The sequence below is a fragment of the Streptomyces sp. NPDC091280 genome, assembly GCF_044768565.1.
GTDB lineage: Bacteria > Actinomycetota > Actinomycetes > Streptomycetales > Streptomycetaceae > Streptomyces.
In genome coordinates, this window is record NZ_JBIVUZ010000024.1 from 1 (window position 1) to 20,381 (window position 20,381).

A 20,381-nucleotide genomic window follows, 5' to 3' on the forward strand; every position below is an offset into this window, starting at 1 on the left:
ACCCCTCGGCCGACCCCGTATTTGCGCTGCAAGGCCCGGTTCGAGACCCCTGCCCGGGCATCATGGCGGATCGCCGCGTACAGATCGACCTTGGACTTCGGTGGCACCGGCGCCACCCTCTCACCGCGGAGAGCACTTCGATCCTCCCACCGCAAGCACCCAAGTGGTGTCAAAACTCAGCGATATCGCTCTCCACGGACACCAGGCGCTGCAGCTCCCGATCGACAACCGGAGTCAGGACTCACTGATAAAGCCACCCCTCGCACAGGCGCCCCGATGAAGAACTGTCCGGCTCGAAGGTCTACCAGGGCGGGCGGGTGTCGCGGAGTGCTCGTGGGGTCTGCTCGGGCAGGTCCGTGTCCTGGTCGATGCGCAGCAGCAAGCCCGGGTCGGGTTCGAAGTCCTCGTTGGGCGGCGCCGGCTGGTGGAAACGCTCGGTGCGCGGGATGGTGACTTCCACCAGCCGATCCTCCTGGAACATCCATAGCCCGAAGCAGTCGTCGTCCTGGTCGCGGAGCAGCACTTGCACCGTGTACGGATACGGCCACGGAAGCGACTCCAGGTGCTTGAGCAGGCCCTTGCGGGCACGCACCTTCTCGAACTCCAGGGCCCACCCGAACTCGTAACCCCACTGCCCCGCTATCGGAACGAAGCGGCCTCGCCACGTACGTTCCGCGTCGTCCCGCGTCAGCGGTTCCATGACCTCGTCCGACCAGCGGGCGAGCACGATGACCTCGGCATCTCTACTCATGCCGGAGTATCACCGCATCCCCCCAATCCCCCGCAACCAGATTCCCCAACCGGCCGACCCAGCCCAAGGGGACGGATTGCCGCCGTGCGGCTTCGCCCGGCTGCCCGAGAACGGTGGCCAGCCGAGCCGCCTCCGGATCGGCGCCGTCGTCCAGGAGCCCGCCCTCCATCCGGTCGGTCGGCGGTGAACCCGAGCAAAGCCAGGCCGTGCCCCATCGACAACCCGGGCGGGATCCCGGCCATCTCCTTGGCGCCCACAAATCTTCACGCCCGTCCCGTGGGACGGGCGCCAACCTCACTCTTACGCCCACCAGACGGGCACCTCCTTTTGTCCTCGCCGGCCCTATAGAGGGCCAGGCAAATGCTGCGCTGCAGCCGCCCGTCCACACCTCGCCCGAGCCGTCAGTCACCGAGCAGGGATCCTGGACCTCTACGCCCGGTTGCAATGGGCTCCGGCTACCCGACCCCCACAGCCAGTGCTGGACCCGGGCCGGTTTCCCAACTTGGCTCCCGAGCAGGCGTATTGGTGGATGTCGCCATTCAATGACGTGGTGGCAGGCGACGCTGTGGGGCCCGACCAGAGGCACAGCGGCCCCGATGCTCTCGTCGCGGCGCTCCGGGGGCTGATGCCGCGTCGCGTCCGCCTCCTCTCCGCGAGGTGATGTGGGTCACATCGACCCCATGTCACGAACGAAAGAGCATCTTGCGTCTGGTGGTCGTCCGCAACGCGGGAACGCTCCACACGAAAGAGGCAGCAGAGCGATGCACACGACAACGCAGCAGCACGAGGTCCTGGTCCTGGGCGCCGGCTACGCCGGGCTCTCCGCTGCGATACAGCTCGCGGCCCGCACCAGGAAGCGCGGGAACCTGCGAGTGACGCTGGTCAACCCCTACGACACCTTCACCGAGCGGCTCCGGCTGCACATGACCGCCACCGGCCAGGAGACGGCCGAGCTGAACATCCCGGAACTGCTGGACGGCACCGGCGCCGAGTTCGTCCGCGGCTGGGTCACCGCCGTGGACGCCGACGCGAAGACCGTCCGGATCGACGACGACCGGGTGCTGCGCTACGACACCCTGGTCTACGGCCTGGGCAGCATCGCGGACACGGCCTCCGTCCCCGGCGTGGACGACCACGCCCACACCTTCAACAGCCCGAAGGACGCCACCCTCCTCGCCGACCGGCTGACCCGCCTCGACGGCGGGACGGTTGTGGTCGGCGGCAGCGGCCTCACCGGTATCGAGGCCGCCGCTGAGATCGCCGAGCGGCACCCAGGGCTCCAGGTGGTCCTGCTTGGCCGGACGGAGCCGGGCGCGACCATGCACCCGAAGGCCAAGGCCCACCTGAACGCGGCGCTCGCCCGCCTCGGCGTGCAGGTGCGCTGCGGCGTCGAGGTGGTCAAGGTGCTGCCGGACAGCGTCGAGCTCGCGGACGGCTCCAGCATCGAGGCGGCCGCGGTGCTGTGGACCAGCGGCACCCGCGTCTCCCCGCTGGCCGCGGCTGCGGGCCTGACCGTCGACGAGCGCGGCCGGGTGGTCACCGACAGCGCGCTGCGCTCGGTCTCCCACCCGGACGTCTACGCCGTGGGCGACGCGGCGGCGATCCGTCAGGGCTACGGCGTGATGCACGGGACCTGCCAGGGCGGCATGCCTACCGGCGTGCACGCGGCGCTCTCGATCGTGCGGGTGCTGGCCGGCAAGGAGCCCAAGCCCTTCCGCTTCGGCTACTACCACACGCCTGTCAGCCTGGGCCGGAACGACGCCGTCGTGCAGTTCACCCACCCCGATGACAGCCCGCGCCGGATCGTACTGACCGGCAAGCGGGCCGCGAAGTACAAGGAAACGGTCAGCGCCACACCGTGGCCGACCTTCGCCCGCATGAAGAAGATGCCCGTCTCGGGCGCGTTCTGGCCGCACGGCGGGCGCCACACCCGGATCAGGAGCGCCAAGTGACCCAGCCGCAGCAGGCCGACGCCGACCAGCTCGCCTTCCAGCAGTACCGCACCCTGCTCTTCTCGGTCGGCTACCGCGTCCTCGGCTCCGCCGCCGACGCCGAGGACGTGGTCCAGGACGCCTGGCTCAAGTGGTCGGCGGCCGACCGGTCCCAGGTCGCCGACCCCAAGGCCTACCTGACCCGGATCATCTCCAACCTGGCGATGGAGCGGCTCCGTTCGACCCGCTACCAGCGCGAGACGTACGTCGGCCCGTGGCTGCCCGAGCCGATCCTCACCGGCCCGGACGCCGCCGACGGCGTCGCCACGGCGGACTCGGTCTCGATGGCGCTGCTGGTCGTGCTGGAGACGCTGAGTCCGCTGGAGCGTGCGGTGTTCGTGCTGAAGGAAGCCTTCGCCTTCAGCTACGGGGAGATCGCCCAGGCGGTGGAGCGTTCGGAGGCGGCGGTGCGGCAGGCCGCGCACCGCGCCCGCGAGCACGTGCAGGCCCGGCGGCCCCGCTTCACCGCCGACCCCGCCCGCCAACGCGACGTCACCGAGCGATTCTTCGCGGCGGCCACGGGCGGCGACATCAACACCCTGATGGAGCTGCTCTCGCCGGACGTGACGCTGTGGACCGACGGTGGCGGCAAGGTCCGCCAGGCCCTCAAGCCGGTCGTCGGCCTGGAGACCGTGGCTGGTTGGTTCGCCGCGCTCGGCACCGTGACCTACCAGGGCGTCACGCCCGATCAGATGCGGGCGGAGCTCACCTGGATCAACGGCGGCCCGGGCGTGGTCTTCCGCGGCCCGGACCGTGTGATCGCGACGCTGACCTTCGACTTCGACGCGGAGGACCGCATCTCGACCATCCACAACGTGGCCAACCCCGACAAGCTCCACGCCGTCGCCGACGGCACCCGGCACGAACTCTCCTGAGCCGCCCGATCGATATCGACGCCCGCCGGAATCCCCGTGAGCGCCCAATCCCGCAGCCCGAGCACGGGCCGGGCCCTGGTGAAAGCGGATGCGGCAGGCTGCGGCCGTCGTCATCCACTTCTGCAGATCGGTCTGCTCGGGGATGGCCCGGTCCATGTCCTGCTGCCGTACGGCTACACGGCCGGTGCCTGTGCCCGTCAGCGTCTACATGACCGACACACTGCGCCAGATGGCCACACAGGGCTGGGAGCTGAGCCCCTACTGCATCGCCGCGCTCAGCCCGCACCGCAGGGACAACGTGCTGCGCTTCGGCGACCACGACACCGCCACCTCCCACATCCCGCCCAGCCCGGACGACAGCGCGCTTCGCGTTCCTGCCGACGGCCTTCGACAGTCTGCTCAGTCATCGGTCGATTCAACAGGCCTGGTACCGGGCTGCCACCGGTTTCAGCACGGCTGCATGAGCCGGCCACGAGCGAGCCGGCATTGTGAAGTCCACGGTGAACGATCGATATTCCGATGCTGCGATACCGAACGAATGACACAGTGCCAGGCATGGTGACACCCCCACTTCTGCGACAGCTCGCGCGTACCCGCCGCTTCACTCTCGGCGCACCCGCCCGTTTCACCGTGGCGCCGGACGGTACCTGTGTCCTGTTCCTGCGGAGCCGGGCCGGGGACGATCCGGTCGGGTGCCTGTGGACGCTCGACCTGGCAACCGGCGCGGAGCGGCTGCTGGCTGATCCCGCCGGTCTGCTCGGTGACGCGACCGATGAGGTGCCAGAGGAGGAGCGCATTCGGCGCGAGCGCGCCCGGCAGCAAGCCGGCGGGATCACCGACTACGCCACCGACACGGCCGCCCAGGTGGCTGCGTTCGCCCTCTCGGGGCAGCTGTGGCTGGTGGATACCGGCTCCGGCTCCGTCCGCCAACTGCCCGCCCGGCAGCCGGTGGTGGACCCGCGACCGTCCCCGGACGGCCGACACATCGCCTACGTCTCCGGTGGCGCGCTGCGGGTGATCGGCACCGACGGCAGTGGCGACCGAACGGTGGCCGCGCCCGAGCCGGCGGAAGGTCCGGACGTCTTCTTCGGCCTGCCTGAGCATGTGGCGAGCGAGTCGATGGGCCGCTACCGGGCGTACTGGTGGGCACCGGACGGGGAGCGACTGCTGACCACCCGGGTGGACAACCGGAAGGTCGGGCTCTGGTACATCACCGATCCGGCCGACCCCGCCAAGCCGCCGCGCACGATGCGCTACCCACGGGTCGGTACCGCCAACGCCGAGGTCACGCTCTGGATCGCCGATCTGGCGGGCAACCGCGCCGAGGTCCGCTGGGACCGGGCCGACTTCGAGTACCTGCCTGCGGCCGGCTGGGACGGGCATGGTCCGTTCGCCGCCGTACTCAGCCGCGACCAGCGCACGCTCCAGGTCCTCGCCGTCGACCCGGCAGACGGTACGACCAGCCTCCTGGCCGAGCGCCACGATGAGCGCTGGGTGGAGCTGCTGGTGCCCGGAGTGCCCGCGCGGACAGCAACCGGCCTTCTCGTCGACTACGTCGACCGGGACGAGACCCGACACCTGAGCATCGACGGTGCGCCGGTCACACCGGACGGCCTGCAGCTCCACGAGGTGCTCGCGGTGGACGGCGAGACGGTGCTCTTCACGGCAGCCACAGAGCCCACCGAGCGCCATGTGTGGACGTACCGTCCGGGCCAGGGCATACACCGGTTGACCGAGGAGCCGGGGGTGCACTCCGGTGCATTCCGCGGCGGCACGTTCGTACACACCACGCGCACGCTGGATCTGCCGGGCCCGCACACCGCCGTACACCGCCTGACCGGGGACGGCCGACCGGAACCGGATGGCCCCGCACCCATCGAAATCAGCTCGTACGCCCAACCCCCGCTGCTGCAACTGCGTGTCGAATCCGCCGCCGTCGGGCCTCGCGAACTGCGCACACACCTCTTCCTGCCGTCCTGGCACAAGGCCGGTGATGCCCAGCTGCCGGTACTGGTCGACCCCTACGGCGGCCCCGCAATGCAGAAGGTGATGGCCGAACAGACCTCTCACACCCTCGTCTCGCAGTGGTTCGCCGAACAGGGCTTCGCGGTGCTGGTGACGGACGGCGCCGGCACGCCCGGACGCGGGCCGCGCTGGGAGAAGGAGATCTACGGCGACCTGATCGGCCCGACCCTGGACGACCAGGTCGCCGCGCTGCATGCGACCGCCGAGCGCCACCCGGAGCTGGATCTCGACAGGGTCGGCATCCGCGGCTGGTCGTTCGGCGGGATGCTGGCCGCCGCCGCGGTACTGCGCCGACCCGACGCCTTCCACGCCGCAGCGGCCGGAGCCCCGGTCACCGACCAGTACCTCTACGACGCCTGCTGGAAAGAGCGCTTCCTCGGTCTGCCCGACCAGTACCCGGAGCACTATGAGTTGTCTTCGCTTCTTGCCGACGCTCCCAAGCTCAGCCGCCCGCTGCTGCTGATGCACGGACTGGCAGACGACAACGTCTTCGTGGCCAATACGCTGCAACTCTCCAGCGCCCTGCTGGCCGCGGGCAAGCCGCACGAGGTGCTGCCGCTGAGCGGGATGACACATGCCGCACCGACGAACGACACCTTCGCCCGGCTACTGGGGCACCAACTGGAATTCCTCCAGCGGCACTTGGTCGACCGCCCTACCACGCAGCCCTGCTAGCTTGACTCTGTCGGTGATCTTGGAGATTTCCGGTGCGGCAGCGTGATCAACGGGCATGCTCGGGGCTGTTCCGAAGGATCCTGTGATCGTCGAGGTGCTCGTTGTCGCTCCGTCCTCGTTCCGGTGAGCAAGTCCCGCCTCTGACCTCGCGGATCGCGCGGGCGAGCAACCCGGACGGTACGACGGCAATGTGGGTGAGAGACCGGCTGGACGGCCTGCGGTGCGACGAGGACTTCGCCGACTGGTCCCGCGTGACGGGCGCCCCGGCCTCTCGCCCGCCCAGTTGGCCACCGTTTGTGTGCTGCAATTCGTACTCGGCCTGTCGGACCGGCAGGCCGCCGAGGCGGTCGGCTGCCGCATCGACTTCGAGTACGCCATGGCCTTGGCGCTGGACGATCTCGGCTTCCATCACAGTGTGCTGGCCGACTTCCACATCGACTACGACAAGCAGCAGGTCACCTGCCCCCGGGAAGGTCAGTGCGGGCTGGCACGGCCCCTACCCGACCTCCTCACCCACAGCAGCCCCGCTGATCGTGGCCCGGTTCACCAATAGCCAGTGCCGCCCCTGCCCGGCCTGTACCCAGTGCACCAGCACCGCAGACAACGCCCCCACCGTGGGCTTTCCCCCGCGAGAACTCCGCGACCTTCAACTCCGCATCCGCACGGAACAACAGACATCCGAGTGGAAGGCCCGCTACGCGGTCCGCTTCGGAGAGGAAGCACCCACGCCCGCGCGACCGACCGCCTTCCAGACCTACCTCGACCAGCGCGAACTACGCCAGCCAAAGCCCTGGCGAACCCTCGGCACCTGACCTCGACCATCCAAGATCACCGACAGAGTCAAGTTCAGGCCTGAAGCAACAGGTGCCCCAGGCCTGAAGGAGGACGTGCCTCAGGCCTGGACGAGGACGGTGCACCAGACCTCGTTGCCGTCGCCGATGCCGCAGTCGGCGATCTCACCGGTGCGGACCTTCGTCCAGACGCCCTTCGCCCGCCAGTGCCACGTGCCGACCCGCGAGAACCGCTCGTGGTAGCCGTGCGTGGCGAAGGTGAACGCGTCGACATCGACACCGGTCCCGTTGCCGCCCCGCGTTCCGTTGCCGAACGTCAGTTGCCGGCACTTGGCGTGCTTGAACTCGCTCCCGGTGCCCCCGCCCCAGTTCCAGACGTCGCAGTAGTGCGGGCCCTCGCCGAGGCTTGTCGTGTAGTGCATCGTCTCGCCGGTCCGGTTCTTGACCGCGCCGCACAAGGGACCCACGCACCCGTCGGCGGAGGCGGTCGTGGCGGTCCCGACGACCGCTCCGGACGCGAGGAGGGCGGTGGTGACGGTAGCCAGGACAGTCCGGTTCTTCATTCGGGACATCATCGTGCGCATGTGCGGATCCATTCTCCTCAACGTGTAGCGCCGGGGGCCCACGAGAGTCGCCTCGGGTGTGCTCCACGGCACGCGGCGTCCGCCGCGGTCCGCCTGACGGCGGGTCACCTGAGGATCTACTGTGAATCTTGCGAAAATCTTGCGACGGCTGCCCGGTGGCGGCCCCGAACGAATCACGGAGGGCCGCTTGGAGCCCCGGCCGCTGCACGGCGGACGCAGTCCCCGTCACCGACTGCCGTTCCCGCCGCCCGCCCCACGTGAGGCACGATGACTCTTCGCCTCCTCGGCCCCCTGGAACTGCGCGTCGCGGGGCGCGTGGTCGACGTCGGACAGCCTCGCCGCCGAGCGGTCCTCACAGCACTGGCCGCCGACACCGGCCGACTCGTCCCCGTGGGTACGTTGATGGATCGCGTCTGGGACTCCGACGCGCCCGAGGGCGCCCGGTCGGTTCTGTACGCGCACATCAGCCGCCTCCGGCGACTCCTCGACGGCACGACGCCCGCGCGGGAGGAGGCCGGGCCGGAGACACCCACCCCGTCGCTCGGCATCCGCCGGCGCTCCGGTGGATACGTCCTGGAGGCGGACGAGGACGCCGTCGACCTACTCAGTTTCCGCGCACTCGTGAAGCAGGCGGCCGAGCCCGACCTGTCCGACGCCCGCCGCGCACAACTCCTGGAACAGGCCCTGCGGTTGTGGCGCGGCACGCCGCTGGACGGGCTGCCGGGGGAATGGGCGGACCGCACCCGCACCGCATGGACACAAGAACGCGTGCAGGCGGCCCTGGCCTGGTCCCGCACCCTGCTGCGACAGGGCGAGCCCGAGCGAGTGCCCGCCCTGCTGCAGCCCTTGCTGGCGGAACAGCCACTCTCCGAACCACTCGCCGCGGAGACGATCCGGAGTCTGGCCGCCGCCGGAAGGACGGCCGAGGCGGTGGACACCTATACAGGCATCCGGATACGGCTCCACTCCGAGCTGGGCGTCTCGCCAGGCCATGAACTGCGGTCTGCCTACGAGGAGTTGCTGCGTGACACCGGGCCTGACGCGTCGCCGACAGCGGGCTCCGGCACCGTCGCAGCCCGCACTGCCACTCCGCCTTCCTTGATGATCCCAGCCCAACTCCCCATGAAGGTAAGCAACTTCAGCGGTCGTGAGGAACAACTGGCCGAACTCACACGGATGCTGACGCCAGCGGACGGCCCACAGTCCGGTGAGAACGGATCGGCCGTGGTCGTCTCGGCCGTCTCTGGCACGGCGGGCGTCGGCAAGACCGCACTGGCCGTGCGCTGGGCACATCAGTCGAGGGAGGCGTTCCCCGACGGACAGCTCTACGTCGACCTGCGAGGCTACGACGCGGACGAACCGGTCTCCGCGGCCCAGGCGCTCGTCGGCTTCCTCACCGCCCTGGGCGTGCCCGGCCAGGAGATACCACTGCGGCTGGACGACCGCGCGGCCCGCTACCGCACGGCCGTCGACGGACGGCGCCTGCTCGTCCTCCTCGACAACGCCGCCTCCACAGCGCAGATACGCCCGCTGCTGCCGGGCAGCCCGACCTGCAAAGTCCTGATCACGAGCCGTGACGCGCTGTCGTCCCTGGTATCGGTGCACGGAGCGCACCGCGTGGTCCTAGACGTCCTCGCGCCGCACGAGGCGCGCGCGCTGCTGCGCGCCCTGATCGGGCCGCGCGTCGACGCGGACCACACGGCGGCCACCGCCCTTGTCGAGCAGTGCGGGTCGCTGCCGCTGGCCCTGCGGATTGCGGCCGAACTCGTGCTGTCACGCCCTGTGGACCCGCTGTCCCAGTTGGTGGCGGAACTGCGGGACCACAAGAAACGTCTGGACCTCCTGGACTCGGCCGACGGAGACCCCCGGGGCGCCGTCCGGGCCGTCTTCTCCTGGTCCTACGACCGCCTGCCCGAGCAGGATGCACGCCTGTTCAGACTGCTGGGCCTGCACCCGGGCCCCGACGCGGACGCCTACGAGGCCGCCGCCCTGGCCGGCCAGAGCGTCGAGCGCACACGGCGATCCCTGGACGTCCTGTCCCGCGCACACCTGGTCCACCGCAGTGGCCCGGGCCGCCACACCATGCACGACCTCCTGCGGGCCTACGCCGCCGAACTCACGAGCCGGCCCGACCGGACGGCGGAACGCGACGCCGCCCTGACCCGGCTGCTGGACCACTCCCTCGCGGCCGCGTCGGTCGCCATGGACGTGCTGTATCCCGCCGAACGGCATCTGCGTCCGGCGGTCGTGGCACCGCCCACCGGCCTGCCGCCCCTGCGTACGGCCGACGAGTCCCGCGCATGGCTGCGTGCCACGCAACCCACACTCGTCGCCCTGTGCTCCCGGACCGAGGACCCGGGCCCGGCCGGCCACACCGTACGGATCGCCACCACGCTCCACCGGCACTACGAGCGCTCGGGGCACTTCGCCGACGCGTTGACCGTGCACACCCATGCCCTGCGCGCGGCCCGCGCGGTGGCCGACACCCGCGGCGAGGTCGACGTCCTCGCCTGCATCGGCGCCGTCCACCGACGTCTCGGCGACTACGAGAGCGCCCACCGCCACCACACGGACGCGCTCTCGCTGAGCCGCCTGATCGGATACGAGGCCGGTGAGGCCCGCCACCTCACCAACGTCGGCGTACTGCACGAACTCCAGGGCCGCTACCGGGAGGCCGCGGAGCAGCACGAGAAGGCGGTCGAACTGTTCCGTGCCGCGGGCGACACCCTTGGCGAGGCCGACGTACTGAACAACCTCGGCATCGTGTGGGAACTGCTGGAGGACTATCAGTCCTCGGTCGACCGCTACCAGCAGGCGCTGGCTCTCTACCGAGAGGCGGGCCATACGTTCGGCGAGGCCAGCGCCCTCGGCAATCTGGGCATCGTCCTGACACGAGTGGGTGACCATCAGGCCGCGGCCGGCCGTTTCGAGCAGGCACTCACTCTCTTCCGGCGCCTCGGACACACTGGCGGAGAGGCACACGCACTCTCCAATCTGGGCGACGCGATGTGCCGCCAGGGCAGATACGAAGAGGCCGCGGAACATCAGCACCAGGCCCTCGCCCACTTCCGACGCACCGGCGAAGCCTACGGAGAGGCCGGCGCCCTGAACGGCCTGGGCGAGGCACTGCACGGCAACGGCCGCCACAACGAGGCCCTGGACGCCCATACAGCGGCGCTCGAAGTGGCCCGCAGAATCGAGGAAAGGGAAGAACAAGCCCGCGCCCACATAGGTTCGGCCCACACCCTGCAACACACGGGGAATCGGGACAACGCGATCGACCACTACCAGCAGGCGTTGTCCTTGTATACGGCACTTGGCTCACCACGCGCGGAGGAGGCACGCAAGGCCCTTCTCGCCTTGACGGCCCGTTAGGGCCAATGCTGCGACTCTATTGGTGAACTTGATGGGGTGGTGACGGCGGTCGCTGGTGGTGGTTGGCTGGTCGGTGGCGGGGTGGGCTCGGTTTGGAGCGGTGGACGGTGTCGACGCGTCCGCTATCGCCACCACCCATCACGGCACCCTCACCCTGGCCCCGAGCAACCACGGAGCTCGCTTCACCCTCCGACCCCCCACGCACGTGGAGGGCATCGCAAAGGGACCGTGACCGGCACTCGCTCCAGGACACTGGCGTCGAGGGTTCCACGGACCAGGTGTTCACGGCCTCCTGGGCAGCGGCAGGACGGCAGGACACCTACTCCCACAGAATGGTCGCCCCTGCGTACGGCCCCCGGAGACGTCGTCTTTACGGCGGTAGGACAACGGCTTCTGAGCTTCACCGAATCCGCGGATCTTCCTGTGCGTGTCTTCGAACGCCGGCGACAGCCCTCGGACGTCGACTCGCCAGTCTCACCGAGCCGTTGGGACGGGGAGTTCCCAAGACCCGTTCGGTCGCCTCGCTACAGCCAACCGCGGCCGCGCAGCCGCCGTACGACGGTCTCGGGGACTGCTCTCACGATCCTAGGCGAGGTCGTGTGCGGATGGGACGGGCCGCAGGCACTCGTGACGGTGACCGCGTCCTTCCTCGTGTCGGTGTACCGACCGCGATAACGACAGCGGACAACGCCGCCGGCAGGAACACCCGTGAGCCCAGGCCCTCCCATCGAGGCTTGACCACTCAACCCGGTAAACCTTCCTGGTCACAGCACAAGCCGCAGCCGGAACGTGACGAAGCCCGGGAGCATGTCCAGCTCCCGGGCTCCAGCTTGCCACCCATTTGCGCACACCGGCGGCGTTTAAGAACCGCGGGTCATGTTGAGATCGACGTGTTCTGCCTTTGAACTACAGCGCCACGAGAGAGGCGCCGGGGGGACTTGAACCCCCATCCGTCGATGTTCGCCCACGCTCGGTCGATCCGGTGTTCGGCGGCGAATACTGAGACTGGAGCGAGAATCTGAGTTTCATGGGGCCGCCTCTGCCAGGCTTGGGCCACCCCCGCATGTGGTGCGGGGAGAGGGATTCGAACCCCCAACTGACACCCCTTCATCAGCTTCAACATCAGTTTCAGCTTGCGCTCATCGCGCACCCTCCGCTCGCGACGGAGGGCGTATGTGGGGGCTACCGGAAGAGGTAGCCGAATACCGCGTCACCCACCCGCTGGTCGGTGACCTCGGTGTTGTTCGCCTCTTCGCGGGCGAACTTGACGGACTGCTGGAGCTTCTCGACCCGGTCGAGGAGCTGGTTGACCCGCCGGGCGGGCAGCGCGCCGGAGAACTTCACCGTAGTCCAGTAACCGACCGGGACGTCCTCGTAGTACACCTCGACCTGCGCCGGGTGCTTCTCCGTGGCCTCGGCCTTCACGTGGTTGCGCGGAACCTTCTTCGTGCGGATGGTCCGCACCGGGTCCGTCTTCCACGAGTCCGTCGAGGGGTCCAGGTTCCACGACTCGGAGGCGTCGAGCACCGGCAGCTTGCGCACGAAGGTGTGCAGGTCGGTGAGTTGCTTCTCCAGGAACAACAGGTACGGGACGGGCACCTGGGGCAGCAGCACCGTACCGTCGACCACCACGTCCGCGGCCGCAGACCGGTTCGCCCAGTCCTTCGTCGCGGTCACGTCGAAGAGCCGCGTCAGCGTCCCGGCGGTCACCCGCAGAGCATCCTCGGCCTTGATCTGCACCCGTGTGGACTCGGGCGGCAACTGCTCGCCCTCCTCGTCCTTGGGCTGGTAGGTCCGGGAGATGCCGGCCAGTAGGGCGGGCTTCTGCACGTCCTGGTGAGCCTGGGTGAGCTCCTGGAGAGCCTTGGACTTGACGCCCTTTTCGACTGCGATGATCTGATTCAGCTTCGGCACATGGCGAACCTAACAACTCCGCGCCGCACGCACATCCGATTAAGCGTCTGACCGAGAGGGCGGGGCGGCGAGTGTGAGCCCTGGCTGGGGCGCGAAGGTCACCAACTGTGAGGCGGCCGCCCGGCCGGCGGCCCGTGCGGTGCACCGTAAGGCGCAGGGCCGCGGCTCCTACCGGGGACGTACCTCGGTGGTCCGACAACGCGTCGAGGCCGCTGTGTCGGACGTCGCGACACGGTGAACCTTCGCGGTCACAGCCCCAGGCGGCGAAGTCGTCGATCAGCGCGGCGCCAATGAGGCATGGCAGGACTGCGTAGCCGTCGCGACCGTGCCACGGGAAGGGCTTGCGCGGCGACTGCCGCCCATGGAAGCGCAGTTGGAAGGGCCGCCACCCCACATGGGGACGGCCACGCAGCTTGCCTTTTGTTGATCCCTGCGTATCAATGACGGGAACCTGACGCCATGTCAGAAAAGGCCTGTTCCGCGAAGGAGACGAACGATGAGAACCAGGATCCGGAAGTTACGCACGGCAACGACCGCCTCCGTCTGCTCGGCGTTACTCGCCGGTGTCGTCGCGCTGGCACCGGGAGCGAGCGCCGTGACACCTCAAACCGCCCTCACCGACTACAGCTGCGGGACCTTCGGCCTTTCGTTCGCCGACCTCACCGCTACCCAGACGGGCAACCTCGCGACGATCACGGTCGCGTTCCACCAGATCTCCGCGCCGATCTCGATCCCGCCGTCCTCCATCCACTCCAAACTCACTCTCACCGATACCAACACCTACGGCACCAGGATCTTCGAGGGAGACGCCAACCCGGACCTCTGGGCCGGGGACCACCTCACCGTTGGTCCGCTGCCGGGCATAGTGCTTCCAGGCGACAGCCTGGACACCTACGGCGCCTCTCTGAGCATGGTCATCTACGGGATCACCATCACCTGCACCCCGCTGCAATCGCTCTCACCCAGCCCCTTCGTATTCGACTGAGAAAGACGATGCGGACGGCCGACAGAGCCGGGCCTGCGTACACCGGCTTGAGCCGCGGGCCGTCCGACCACCATTCGGCGCACAAAACACGCCATCAGTTCGGTTCTCGCCCGCTCCGGGTCCACCAGATTCCCCGCAGCAGCGAGGCGCACCTTCACCCGCGAATGGACGTGGTCTTGGAGGCGGCGATGGCGTCGTGCCTGGAGGAGCTCGATCTGCGAGAGACTGCCGCGCTGGAGGAGATCGCCGAACTTCCTTGCCAGATTGCAGAGTTGACCAGGCGTCTACGACTGGCGCGCCTATCTGGAGGCCACGACTGTCCGAAGGTCACCGCCCTATTCAGCCGCCACCCCGATGACGAGACGGGCCGGGTAGGCGTCCAGACCCTGATCAACCGCCGTATCAGGACCGTATGGATGGACCTGCGCGACACCGACTATCACACGGCGGTCCACTGCCACGACGCCGGAATCCCCGTCCGTGTCCAGGGCTCGCTCACGAGCCCGCCGGGCGGTCACGCCACCATGGAGGTGGACGACTTCGGGCCTGACCCCTCGCTGACCTCAGACCAGCCGCAAGGAGCCTGAACTCCACCGGACGGCGGACATCGGCCCTGGACCGAGGTCTCATACCTTCCGTGCCTCTCCCACAGGCCTCGGGAGAGTGTGCCGAGCCGATTGTTGATGCTGGGCCCAGCGAACCACCCGGAGAACGGCAAGTCCGGTCAGGACGATCAGCGCCGCGACGACGTACCACCCGCAGCAGCCCCCACGTCGGCCGGGGCGAAGCGATCCAGTCAGGCCCCCAATGCCTTCTCACACCCTGAAACCAGCGCAAGCGCCTGGTTCAAGTGGTGCTCGGCGATTCCCTGCATGAACGCCCGGTCGGGGAAGTCTCCGTCGAGCAGCCGCAGCGGCCCCGCCGTCAGGGACAGATGCTGGGTGAGCCGATACAGGGCCAGCCGGTCCTCGTCGAGGTCCTCCACCGCCAACCGCCGGTACTGGGCCTCGGAATGGCGCAGCCGCAGGAACACGTGCTCCCACTCGACGTCGAAGTACAGCAGCTCCTCGAAATCGATGACGACCGGGTTACCGTCCCGGTCCACCAGCACGTGATCCAGCCCCAGCTCGCCGTGGACAACCGAGTACTCCGCACGCGGCTCCACCGACGCGGCGAGTTCACGCAGCCGCTCCTCCAGCCTGCCCTGCGCGTCCGCGATCCGCCGGTCACGGGACACCGCCTCGGCGAGGCAGCGCAGCGCGAACTCAAGCGCTGCTTCCTCACACGAGGCTGCCCGAGAGCTTCCCCCCTTGTCGATCTGGGCCACCTTGCCGAACGTCGGCGCTCGATGGCTTCGCATCGCCGCGAGGGCATCGGCGAGCCGGGCCATCGTCGGCTCCGCAGCGCGCGGGTCGCGGTTGAAGAAATCCATCAGGTCCTCGCCGGGAAAGTCCTCCACGATCGCCAGGTCAGCCGGGTAGTGAGTGCGGTCCCGGTCGATCAGGTAGACCTCAGGCACCCGCAAGCCGAGCGAGGCCAGGCGCGCATGGCTGGCCTCGAACAAGTCGAGCCCGACACCGGGCGAGAACGGGTCGGTCAGATCGCCATCTCCCTCAGCCACCGGCCAGTAGTTCTCCGACTTCTCCCACAGATAGGCGACCGCCGTCTTGGCGTCGTCCATCGTGAGGCGGTACACGCCCTTCGTGGTGCCGCCGGTGAGCCGCTCGACCGCCTCCAGCTTCCGACCGCTACCCAGCGCGGCCCGGGCCGCCTCCGCCAACTTGTCTCGCATCACTTCCCGAGGCGCCACGTCCACGACCAACCTTCTCAGCTCGGCAACCGTGGAACCCTACGCGAGCCACCACCCAAGCCTGAATCCCTTTTGCGGAGCCTCAGTCCTCGGCCCGCCTTCAATAACACCTACTGAGCATCGACGCGGTCGAGCGGGACGCGCTGACCCAGCAGCTCGCCGACTGCCCCGACCAACCCCTCACCGTCGCCCTCGCCCTCTGAGCACACCCTGTGGCCCGCCGCCACGAGGAAAGCGGTGGACCGGAGGTATTCGCCGTGCCACACAGGGGTGCCTCGTGCTCACCCCTCAGCCAGAGCGGCAGGAGCGAGGAATTCCCGCGCAGTGTCGGAGAGCCTGAGCCAACGGCGGCCTGATCCGGGAGTCAGCCCGGCCGACAACAGGCGGAGTTGGCCGACCCGTCGCCGGAACGGATCCGGCAAGGACGCGGGCAGGGCGGCGAACAACTCCGTGCTCGGCCGTTGGCGCAGCGCGGCCTCGGCGACCGTGCACCAGGTCACCGCAGCACCAGCGCCGGACTCATCGGCCGTGGCCAGCAGCGCGATGAGGACCGCACTCTCGGTCTGGGTGAGGAAAGTGCCGCGATCAACCTCTCAGGCGTTGAAAAGCTCGCTCGCAGCCGGCCGTAGAACTCCTTCACCAGCGCGCGATCACGCCGGCGGCGGTAGAACGCGTAGATGAGGTCCCACGGCGGGAAGTCGGCCGGCATCGCACGCCACTTAAGGCCGTTGTCCACGAGACAGCGGATCGCATCCAACATCTGCCGGTGTCAGTACGCCTCCGCCTGTCCACCGCGGCCGCACAGCCAGCCCAGCACCGGCAGCAGCCGACGCACCACGGCCCACTCGGCGTCCGTCATGTCGGTCGGGTACCGGCCGCTCACGCATCGGGTTGTCGGCGGCGTTACAGAACCGGTGAGCCAAGCAGTCACACTTCCGGGTGACCGGGCTGGAATGCCCGGACACCGGGACTCAAAGACTGCGACGCAGGGGGCCTCCTGCTGCTCGGTGATTCGACACCGACGCGCTGTTCAGGAGGCCTTACTTGTATGCACCGAGCACCCCGCGATCACCTGAACGGGACTCCCGTTCGATCGCCAAGCCTCAAGATCGGTACGACAACAGCCACTTAGAGACGAAGGGGTTTCATCGGCTGTCCTCGCTGCCAGAATCGACAAGAGTCGTACAGAGGGGCGGGGGCCTGTGTCGCTGTCGGGTGAACACCTAGCACTGGACGGCGCGTCCGTCGTCACGGCGCTTGGCGGGCTGCTGGCCGCGGTGATCGCGGCGGCGGTGGCGCTATGGCAGGTGCAGCGTGTCCAGAGCTTGGAACGGGAGAAGATCCAACTCGAAACGGTTGCTCAGGCACGGCTGAAAGAACAGGAGTGGGACCACGAGCGGCAGCAGACGGAGCGTGAGCGCCGGCGTGCTGCCAGGGAAGAGGAACAAGAGCGGGAGCGGGCCGCTCAGCGGGTGGCTGCCCGGCGCTCCAATTTGGAGGAGGGGGCGGCTGCGTACTGCGGACGGCTGGTGCAGGAGTTGTCGACGCTGCGGATCCTGGACATGTCACGGCCGTTGCGGTTGGAGCGACTGTACGTACAGGTAGGGGTGCAGGAGCAGCAGCCATTGAGGTTCCTGTCTGCGGACGAGGTGGAGCGGCAGGCTCGCCGTACAGACTCCGAGCGCCGGACTTGGCGTACTGAGGCGGAGCGCGCTGAGGCCAGGGCTGTGGCGGAGAACCAGACCGCTGTCCATACATATGCACCCGTCGATGCCCTCCAGCGCTACCGGCACATCGTGGTCGTAGGCGATCCAGGCGCGGGAAAGACGACGATGCTGCGGCACTTGGCACTCCGCATGGCGACGCAGTCGGAGCACGAGTCGCTGCCCGTACTCCCGGCGTACGTCGAGTTGTTCCGGTTCATCGAAAGCGGGCACGAGTCGTTGCTCGACCACCTCGCCGAGCACTGGGCGGACCAGTACGGCTTCGAGGACGCTCGCGACTACATAGTGGAGAAACTCACCGACGGCAGCGCGGCGCTCTTGCTGGACGGCCTGGACGAGGTGCTGGGAGGAGAGAGCGCACGCGAGGCGGAGAGCGCGTATCACCGTGTTACGGCCGAACTGGCCCGGCTGGCCACGCGGTTCCCGCGCGCGCCGATCGCCACGACCTGCCGCCGACAGGGCTGGCGGGGTGGCCTGCCGCAGTTCCAGGTGCTGGAGGCACTGGACTTCGAGTGGCCACAGATCGAGACATTCGTCGCCAACTGGTTCGGCATGGGTGATCGCCGCCGCGCAGGCCTGGTCCAGGCCCTCTCGGCGAATGGCCGACTGCAGACCCTGGCCGCCAACCCGCTGTTGCTCAGCCTTATCGCGATCGTCTACGAGAGGGATCTCGAACTCCCGGAGCGACGGGCGGCGTTGTACCAGCGGTGCGTCGAAGTCCTGCTGCGTGAGTGGGACGCGCACCGCAAGATTTCGCGCTACAGCCGTTTCACCACCGACCGCAAACAGGACCTGCTCAAGGAGATCGCCCGCCATTACCACCAGCGAGGCCTGCGCTATTTCCCCGAAGACGACCTCCTCGACCAGATCGCGCGCTTCCTGCCGACCATCGACCTCGCCCCCGAGGACAGCCGCGCAATTCTCGACGAGATCGCCGCACAGTATGGCCTGCTCAAGCCACAAGCCCACGGCTGGTACGGCTTCCTGCACCTCACTCTCCAGGAGCACTTCACTGCCGCCGCCCTGCTGGAGCGAGGTATGGAGGGGATTCGGCAAGCAGTGACAGCACGTTACGACCCGTGGTGGGAAGAGGTAATCCTGCTGCTGGCAGGAGCACTGCCGGACGCTTCGCCGCTGCTGTCGGGACTTCTGCAACTGGAACCGGACCGGCCTCGCACTGATGGCTCCGGGCTTCTCGTCCTGCCCGACGACGATCTCTTCCACACCGACCTGTTGCTCGCCGCGCGCTGCCTCACGGGGAGCCCCAGGGTGGCCGATGTCGCACTACGGCGGGAGATCGTGGCCACGGTTCGGGGCCTGCTGGACAACTCCCTGCACTTGGACGAGAAGCGCCGAGCGGCCGAGGCGCTGGTCGGTGTGGCGCGGTCCGACGAACAGCTCGACGAGGTCATCGCGTACATCTGCGACGACCAACGCAACGGCGAGGCCCGGCTCGCTCTGATCCAAGCTCTGGAGGCACACGGTGGACGGAGAGTGGGTGAGCGACTGCTGGGCGCGTTCTCGCTGGGCGGCGTCGACTCCGTCTACTACCTGCGAGAGGCACTGATCACCGCGCTGGGGACGCTGCGGGTCGAGGCAGCGGTTCCAGCACTGCGCGCGGAGCTGGAACGACGGCTGACGCAGGTGGGGGACGGGACGAGAAGCGGCACCTGGTCGGCGGCCAAGGGCATCGCCCTGGTCGTACGGTCGTTGGGCCAGGCCGGCGCTCCCGCTGACATCTTCCTGCGGTTACTGGAACGGCGTGTGGGCCTCGAATGGTTCGAGGTCGTGGCGGCGGCTGTGCGGGACGCGCTGAAGAACACGCGGGAGCCCGGCACGGCCGAACGGCTCCTCGGCCTCCTCCAACGCCCTCTCGACCACGAGGACGTGGCAGGGGCGTATCTGGATGCGGCGGGTGAGGCCGGGATGCGACCGCTGCTGGACCGGTTCCGGTCCATGGGCAGCGGCACTGCGCTGCTCACGGCTGTGCGCGACCATATTGCCGCTGGCCACAGCCGTGTCCCGCGCGATGAACTGCTGACCCTCGTCCGTGACCACACCGTGACGATCCAGGCACGCTGTCTGGCGCTCGAATGCCTGGACAGCAGCCCCGGAGCCGCCGAAGAACTCGACAGGTTCATCCGCCATCCCGACGCGAGCCTGCGGGTGGCCGCCTCGGCGACGCTGGCCGCGTGGGGGGTACCAGTCGGCCTGGACGTCATCCGTACAGCAATCGTGAACGGCGACGTGGTCCTCTTGGACCGCTGGAACATCCAGGAAGAGACTGACGAGTCCGTTTCCACCCCGCACCGCCTGGTATCCGTGCTGGTGCCGTATGGCGTCACAGGCATCGTGGAGGATCTGCGGACCCGGGCGGGACTGGAGGGCCCTGATGGTGTGAAGGCGCGAGACTGGCTGTTCGCCTTCTCACCCGAGGACGAGGTGGACGACTGCCTGTACCGGCTGAGCAGCGGCGAGCACCTCGAACCCTACGAGATCCGGAATGACATCCCGCGATCGCGGGTGGAGGCTGTTTTCCGCTACTTTCAGGGCACGCCGAGTGCTGGCTTCGGCACCCTCCGCAGGGACTACGAGAAGCTCCTCACGGTGGCGGCCGCCGCCGCAGAAGGGCTTGAGTCAGTCGTGTGGCTGATCCGGTTCTTGCCTGGTGGCGATCTCGACAGCATTCACTTCCCCCAGGCCCACCACCATGCCTACGAAGCGAGTCGCCGCGCACGTGTACGTGTCCTGTACGACGGCACCGTTCGCCCCATCGACGTCACCCGAGACGCCTGACCGGAATCACCAACCCCCCGCTGTTCGTATGAGTGCCAGTAGTGGGCCATCGGTTTGAGTGCCGACGAATTCAGTCGACAGCAGA

Annotated in this window: 14 protein-coding genes; 9 read left to right on the forward strand and 5 right to left on the reverse strand. The window is 68.5% G+C overall.

Features of this window, described 5'->3' with window-relative positions; all coding sequences use genetic code 11:
- Positions 1-301: 301 nt before the first annotated feature.
- Entirely contained in the window at positions 302-751 is a 450-nt protein-coding gene (locus tag ACIQPR_RS46270) for a hypothetical protein (RefSeq protein ID WP_403662855.1), read from the reverse strand.
- A gap of 761 nt (positions 752-1,512) precedes the next feature.
- On the opposite strand from ACIQPR_RS46270, the gene ACIQPR_RS46275 reads away from it, so the two are divergent.
- From ACIQPR_RS46275 to ACIQPR_RS46295, 5 genes are all read left to right on the forward strand, one after another.
- On the forward strand, positions 1,513-2,703 hold the full coding sequence (locus tag ACIQPR_RS46275) for an NAD(P)/FAD-dependent oxidoreductase (RefSeq protein ID WP_403662858.1): 1,191 nt from the start codon (positions 1,513-1,515) through the stop codon (positions 2,701-2,703).
- The gene (locus tag ACIQPR_RS46280) at positions 2,700-3,617 is read left to right on the forward strand and encodes an RNA polymerase sigma-70 factor (RefSeq protein WP_403662861.1); all 918 of its coding nucleotides are present in this window, start codon (positions 2,700-2,702) and stop codon (positions 3,615-3,617) included. The genes ACIQPR_RS46275 and ACIQPR_RS46280 overlap by 4 nt, the downstream gene beginning before the upstream one ends.
- 555 nt (positions 3,618-4,172) lie before the next feature.
- Positions 4,173-6,317, forward strand: a complete 2,145-nt coding sequence (locus ACIQPR_RS46285) for a prolyl oligopeptidase family serine peptidase (protein ID WP_403662864.1) — start codon at positions 4,173-4,175, stop codon at positions 6,315-6,317.
- A 220-nt stretch (positions 6,318-6,537) separates the two neighbouring features.
- Positions 6,538-6,870, forward strand: a complete 333-nt coding sequence (locus tag ACIQPR_RS46290) for a transposase (protein WP_403662867.1) — start codon at positions 6,538-6,540, stop codon at positions 6,868-6,870.
- On the forward strand, positions 6,851-7,129 hold the full coding sequence (locus tag ACIQPR_RS46295; protein ID WP_403662870.1) for a transposase: 279 nt from the start codon (positions 6,851-6,853) through the stop codon (positions 7,127-7,129). Before ACIQPR_RS46290 ends, ACIQPR_RS46295 begins: the two co-directional genes overlap by 20 nt.
- 80 nt (positions 7,130-7,209) lie before the next feature.
- Here ACIQPR_RS46295 and ACIQPR_RS46300 read toward each other — a convergent pair whose 3' ends face one another.
- Positions 7,210-7,671, reverse strand: a complete 462-nt coding sequence (locus ACIQPR_RS46300) for a hypothetical protein (RefSeq protein ID WP_403662873.1) — start codon at positions 7,669-7,671, stop codon at positions 7,210-7,212.
- A gap of 288 nt (positions 7,672-7,959) precedes the next feature.
- On the opposite strand from ACIQPR_RS46300, the gene ACIQPR_RS46305 reads away from it, so the two are divergent.
- Positions 7,960-11,067: an AfsR/SARP family transcriptional regulator gene (locus tag ACIQPR_RS46305; protein WP_403662876.1), complete on the forward strand. Its 3,108-nt coding sequence runs from the start codon at positions 7,960-7,962 to the stop codon at positions 11,065-11,067.
- 1,182 nt (positions 11,068-12,249) lie between these two features.
- On the opposite strand, the gene ACIQPR_RS46310 is transcribed toward ACIQPR_RS46305, so the two are convergent.
- Positions 12,250-12,981 (reverse strand): hypothetical protein, encoded by a 732-nt coding sequence (locus tag ACIQPR_RS46310; RefSeq protein WP_403662879.1) that lies wholly within the window; start codon positions 12,979-12,981, stop codon positions 12,250-12,252.
- Between the two features lie 496 nt (positions 12,982-13,477).
- On the opposite strand from ACIQPR_RS46310, the gene ACIQPR_RS46315 reads away from it, so the two are divergent.
- Both ACIQPR_RS46315 and ACIQPR_RS46320 read left to right on the forward strand, forming a co-directional pair.
- Positions 13,478-13,966 carry a hypothetical protein gene (locus ACIQPR_RS46315; RefSeq protein WP_403662882.1) on the forward strand — a complete coding sequence of 163 codons (489 nt, stop codon included), beginning with the start codon at positions 13,478-13,480 and terminating at the stop codon, positions 13,964-13,966.
- Positions 13,967-14,130: 164 nt separating this feature from the next.
- Positions 14,131-14,553, forward strand: coding sequence for a hypothetical protein (locus tag ACIQPR_RS46320; RefSeq protein WP_403662885.1), 423 nt, complete (start codon positions 14,131-14,133; stop codon positions 14,551-14,553).
- A 209-nt stretch (positions 14,554-14,762) separates the two neighbouring features.
- On the opposite strand, the gene ACIQPR_RS46325 is transcribed toward ACIQPR_RS46320, so the two are convergent.
- Complete coding sequence (locus ACIQPR_RS46325; protein ID WP_403663113.1) at positions 14,763-15,758, reverse strand: phosphotransferase family protein; 996 nt, start codon at positions 15,756-15,758, stop codon at positions 14,763-14,765.
- A gap of 514 nt (positions 15,759-16,272) precedes the next feature.
- Positions 16,273-16,536, reverse strand: a complete 264-nt coding sequence (locus tag ACIQPR_RS46330) for a transposase (protein WP_403662889.1) — start codon at positions 16,534-16,536, stop codon at positions 16,273-16,275.
- Between the two features lie 442 nt (positions 16,537-16,978).
- Here ACIQPR_RS46330 and ACIQPR_RS46335 point away from each other — a divergent pair, with 442 nt between their 5' ends.
- Complete coding sequence (locus ACIQPR_RS46335) at positions 16,979-20,296, forward strand: NACHT domain-containing protein (protein ID WP_403662892.1); 3,318 nt, start codon at positions 16,979-16,981, stop codon at positions 20,294-20,296.
- Positions 20,297-20,381: the final 85 nt, after the last annotated feature.

Coding starts and splice junctions, on each gene's coding strand:
- ACIQPR_RS46275 (WP_403662858.1), top strand. CDS start 1,513: ATGCACACGACAACGCAGCAGCACGAGGTCCTGGTCCTGGGCGCCGGC.
- ACIQPR_RS46320 (WP_403662885.1), top strand. CDS start 14,131: ATGGACGTGGTCTTGGAGGCGGCGATGGCGTCGTGCCTGGAGGAGCTC.
- ACIQPR_RS46330 (WP_403662889.1), bottom strand. CDS start 16,536: ATGTTGGATGCGATCCGCTGTCTCGTGGACAACGGCCTTAAGTGGCGT.
- ACIQPR_RS46285 (WP_403662864.1), top strand. CDS start 4,173: ATGGTGACACCCCCACTTCTGCGACAGCTCGCGCGTACCCGCCGCTTC.
- ACIQPR_RS46325 (WP_403663113.1), bottom strand. CDS start 15,758: ATGCGAGACAAGTTGGCGGAGGCGGCCCGGGCCGCGCTGGGTAGCGGT.
- ACIQPR_RS46270 (WP_403662855.1), bottom strand. CDS start 751: ATGAGTAGAGATGCCGAGGTCATCGTGCTCGCCCGCTGGTCGGACGAG.
- ACIQPR_RS46315 (WP_403662882.1), top strand. CDS start 13,478: ATGAGAACCAGGATCCGGAAGTTACGCACGGCAACGACCGCCTCCGTC.
- ACIQPR_RS46300 (WP_403662873.1), bottom strand. CDS start 7,671: ATGAAGAACCGGACTGTCCTGGCTACCGTCACCACCGCCCTCCTCGCG.
- ACIQPR_RS46305 (WP_403662876.1), top strand. CDS start 7,960: ATGACTCTTCGCCTCCTCGGCCCCCTGGAACTGCGCGTCGCGGGGCGC.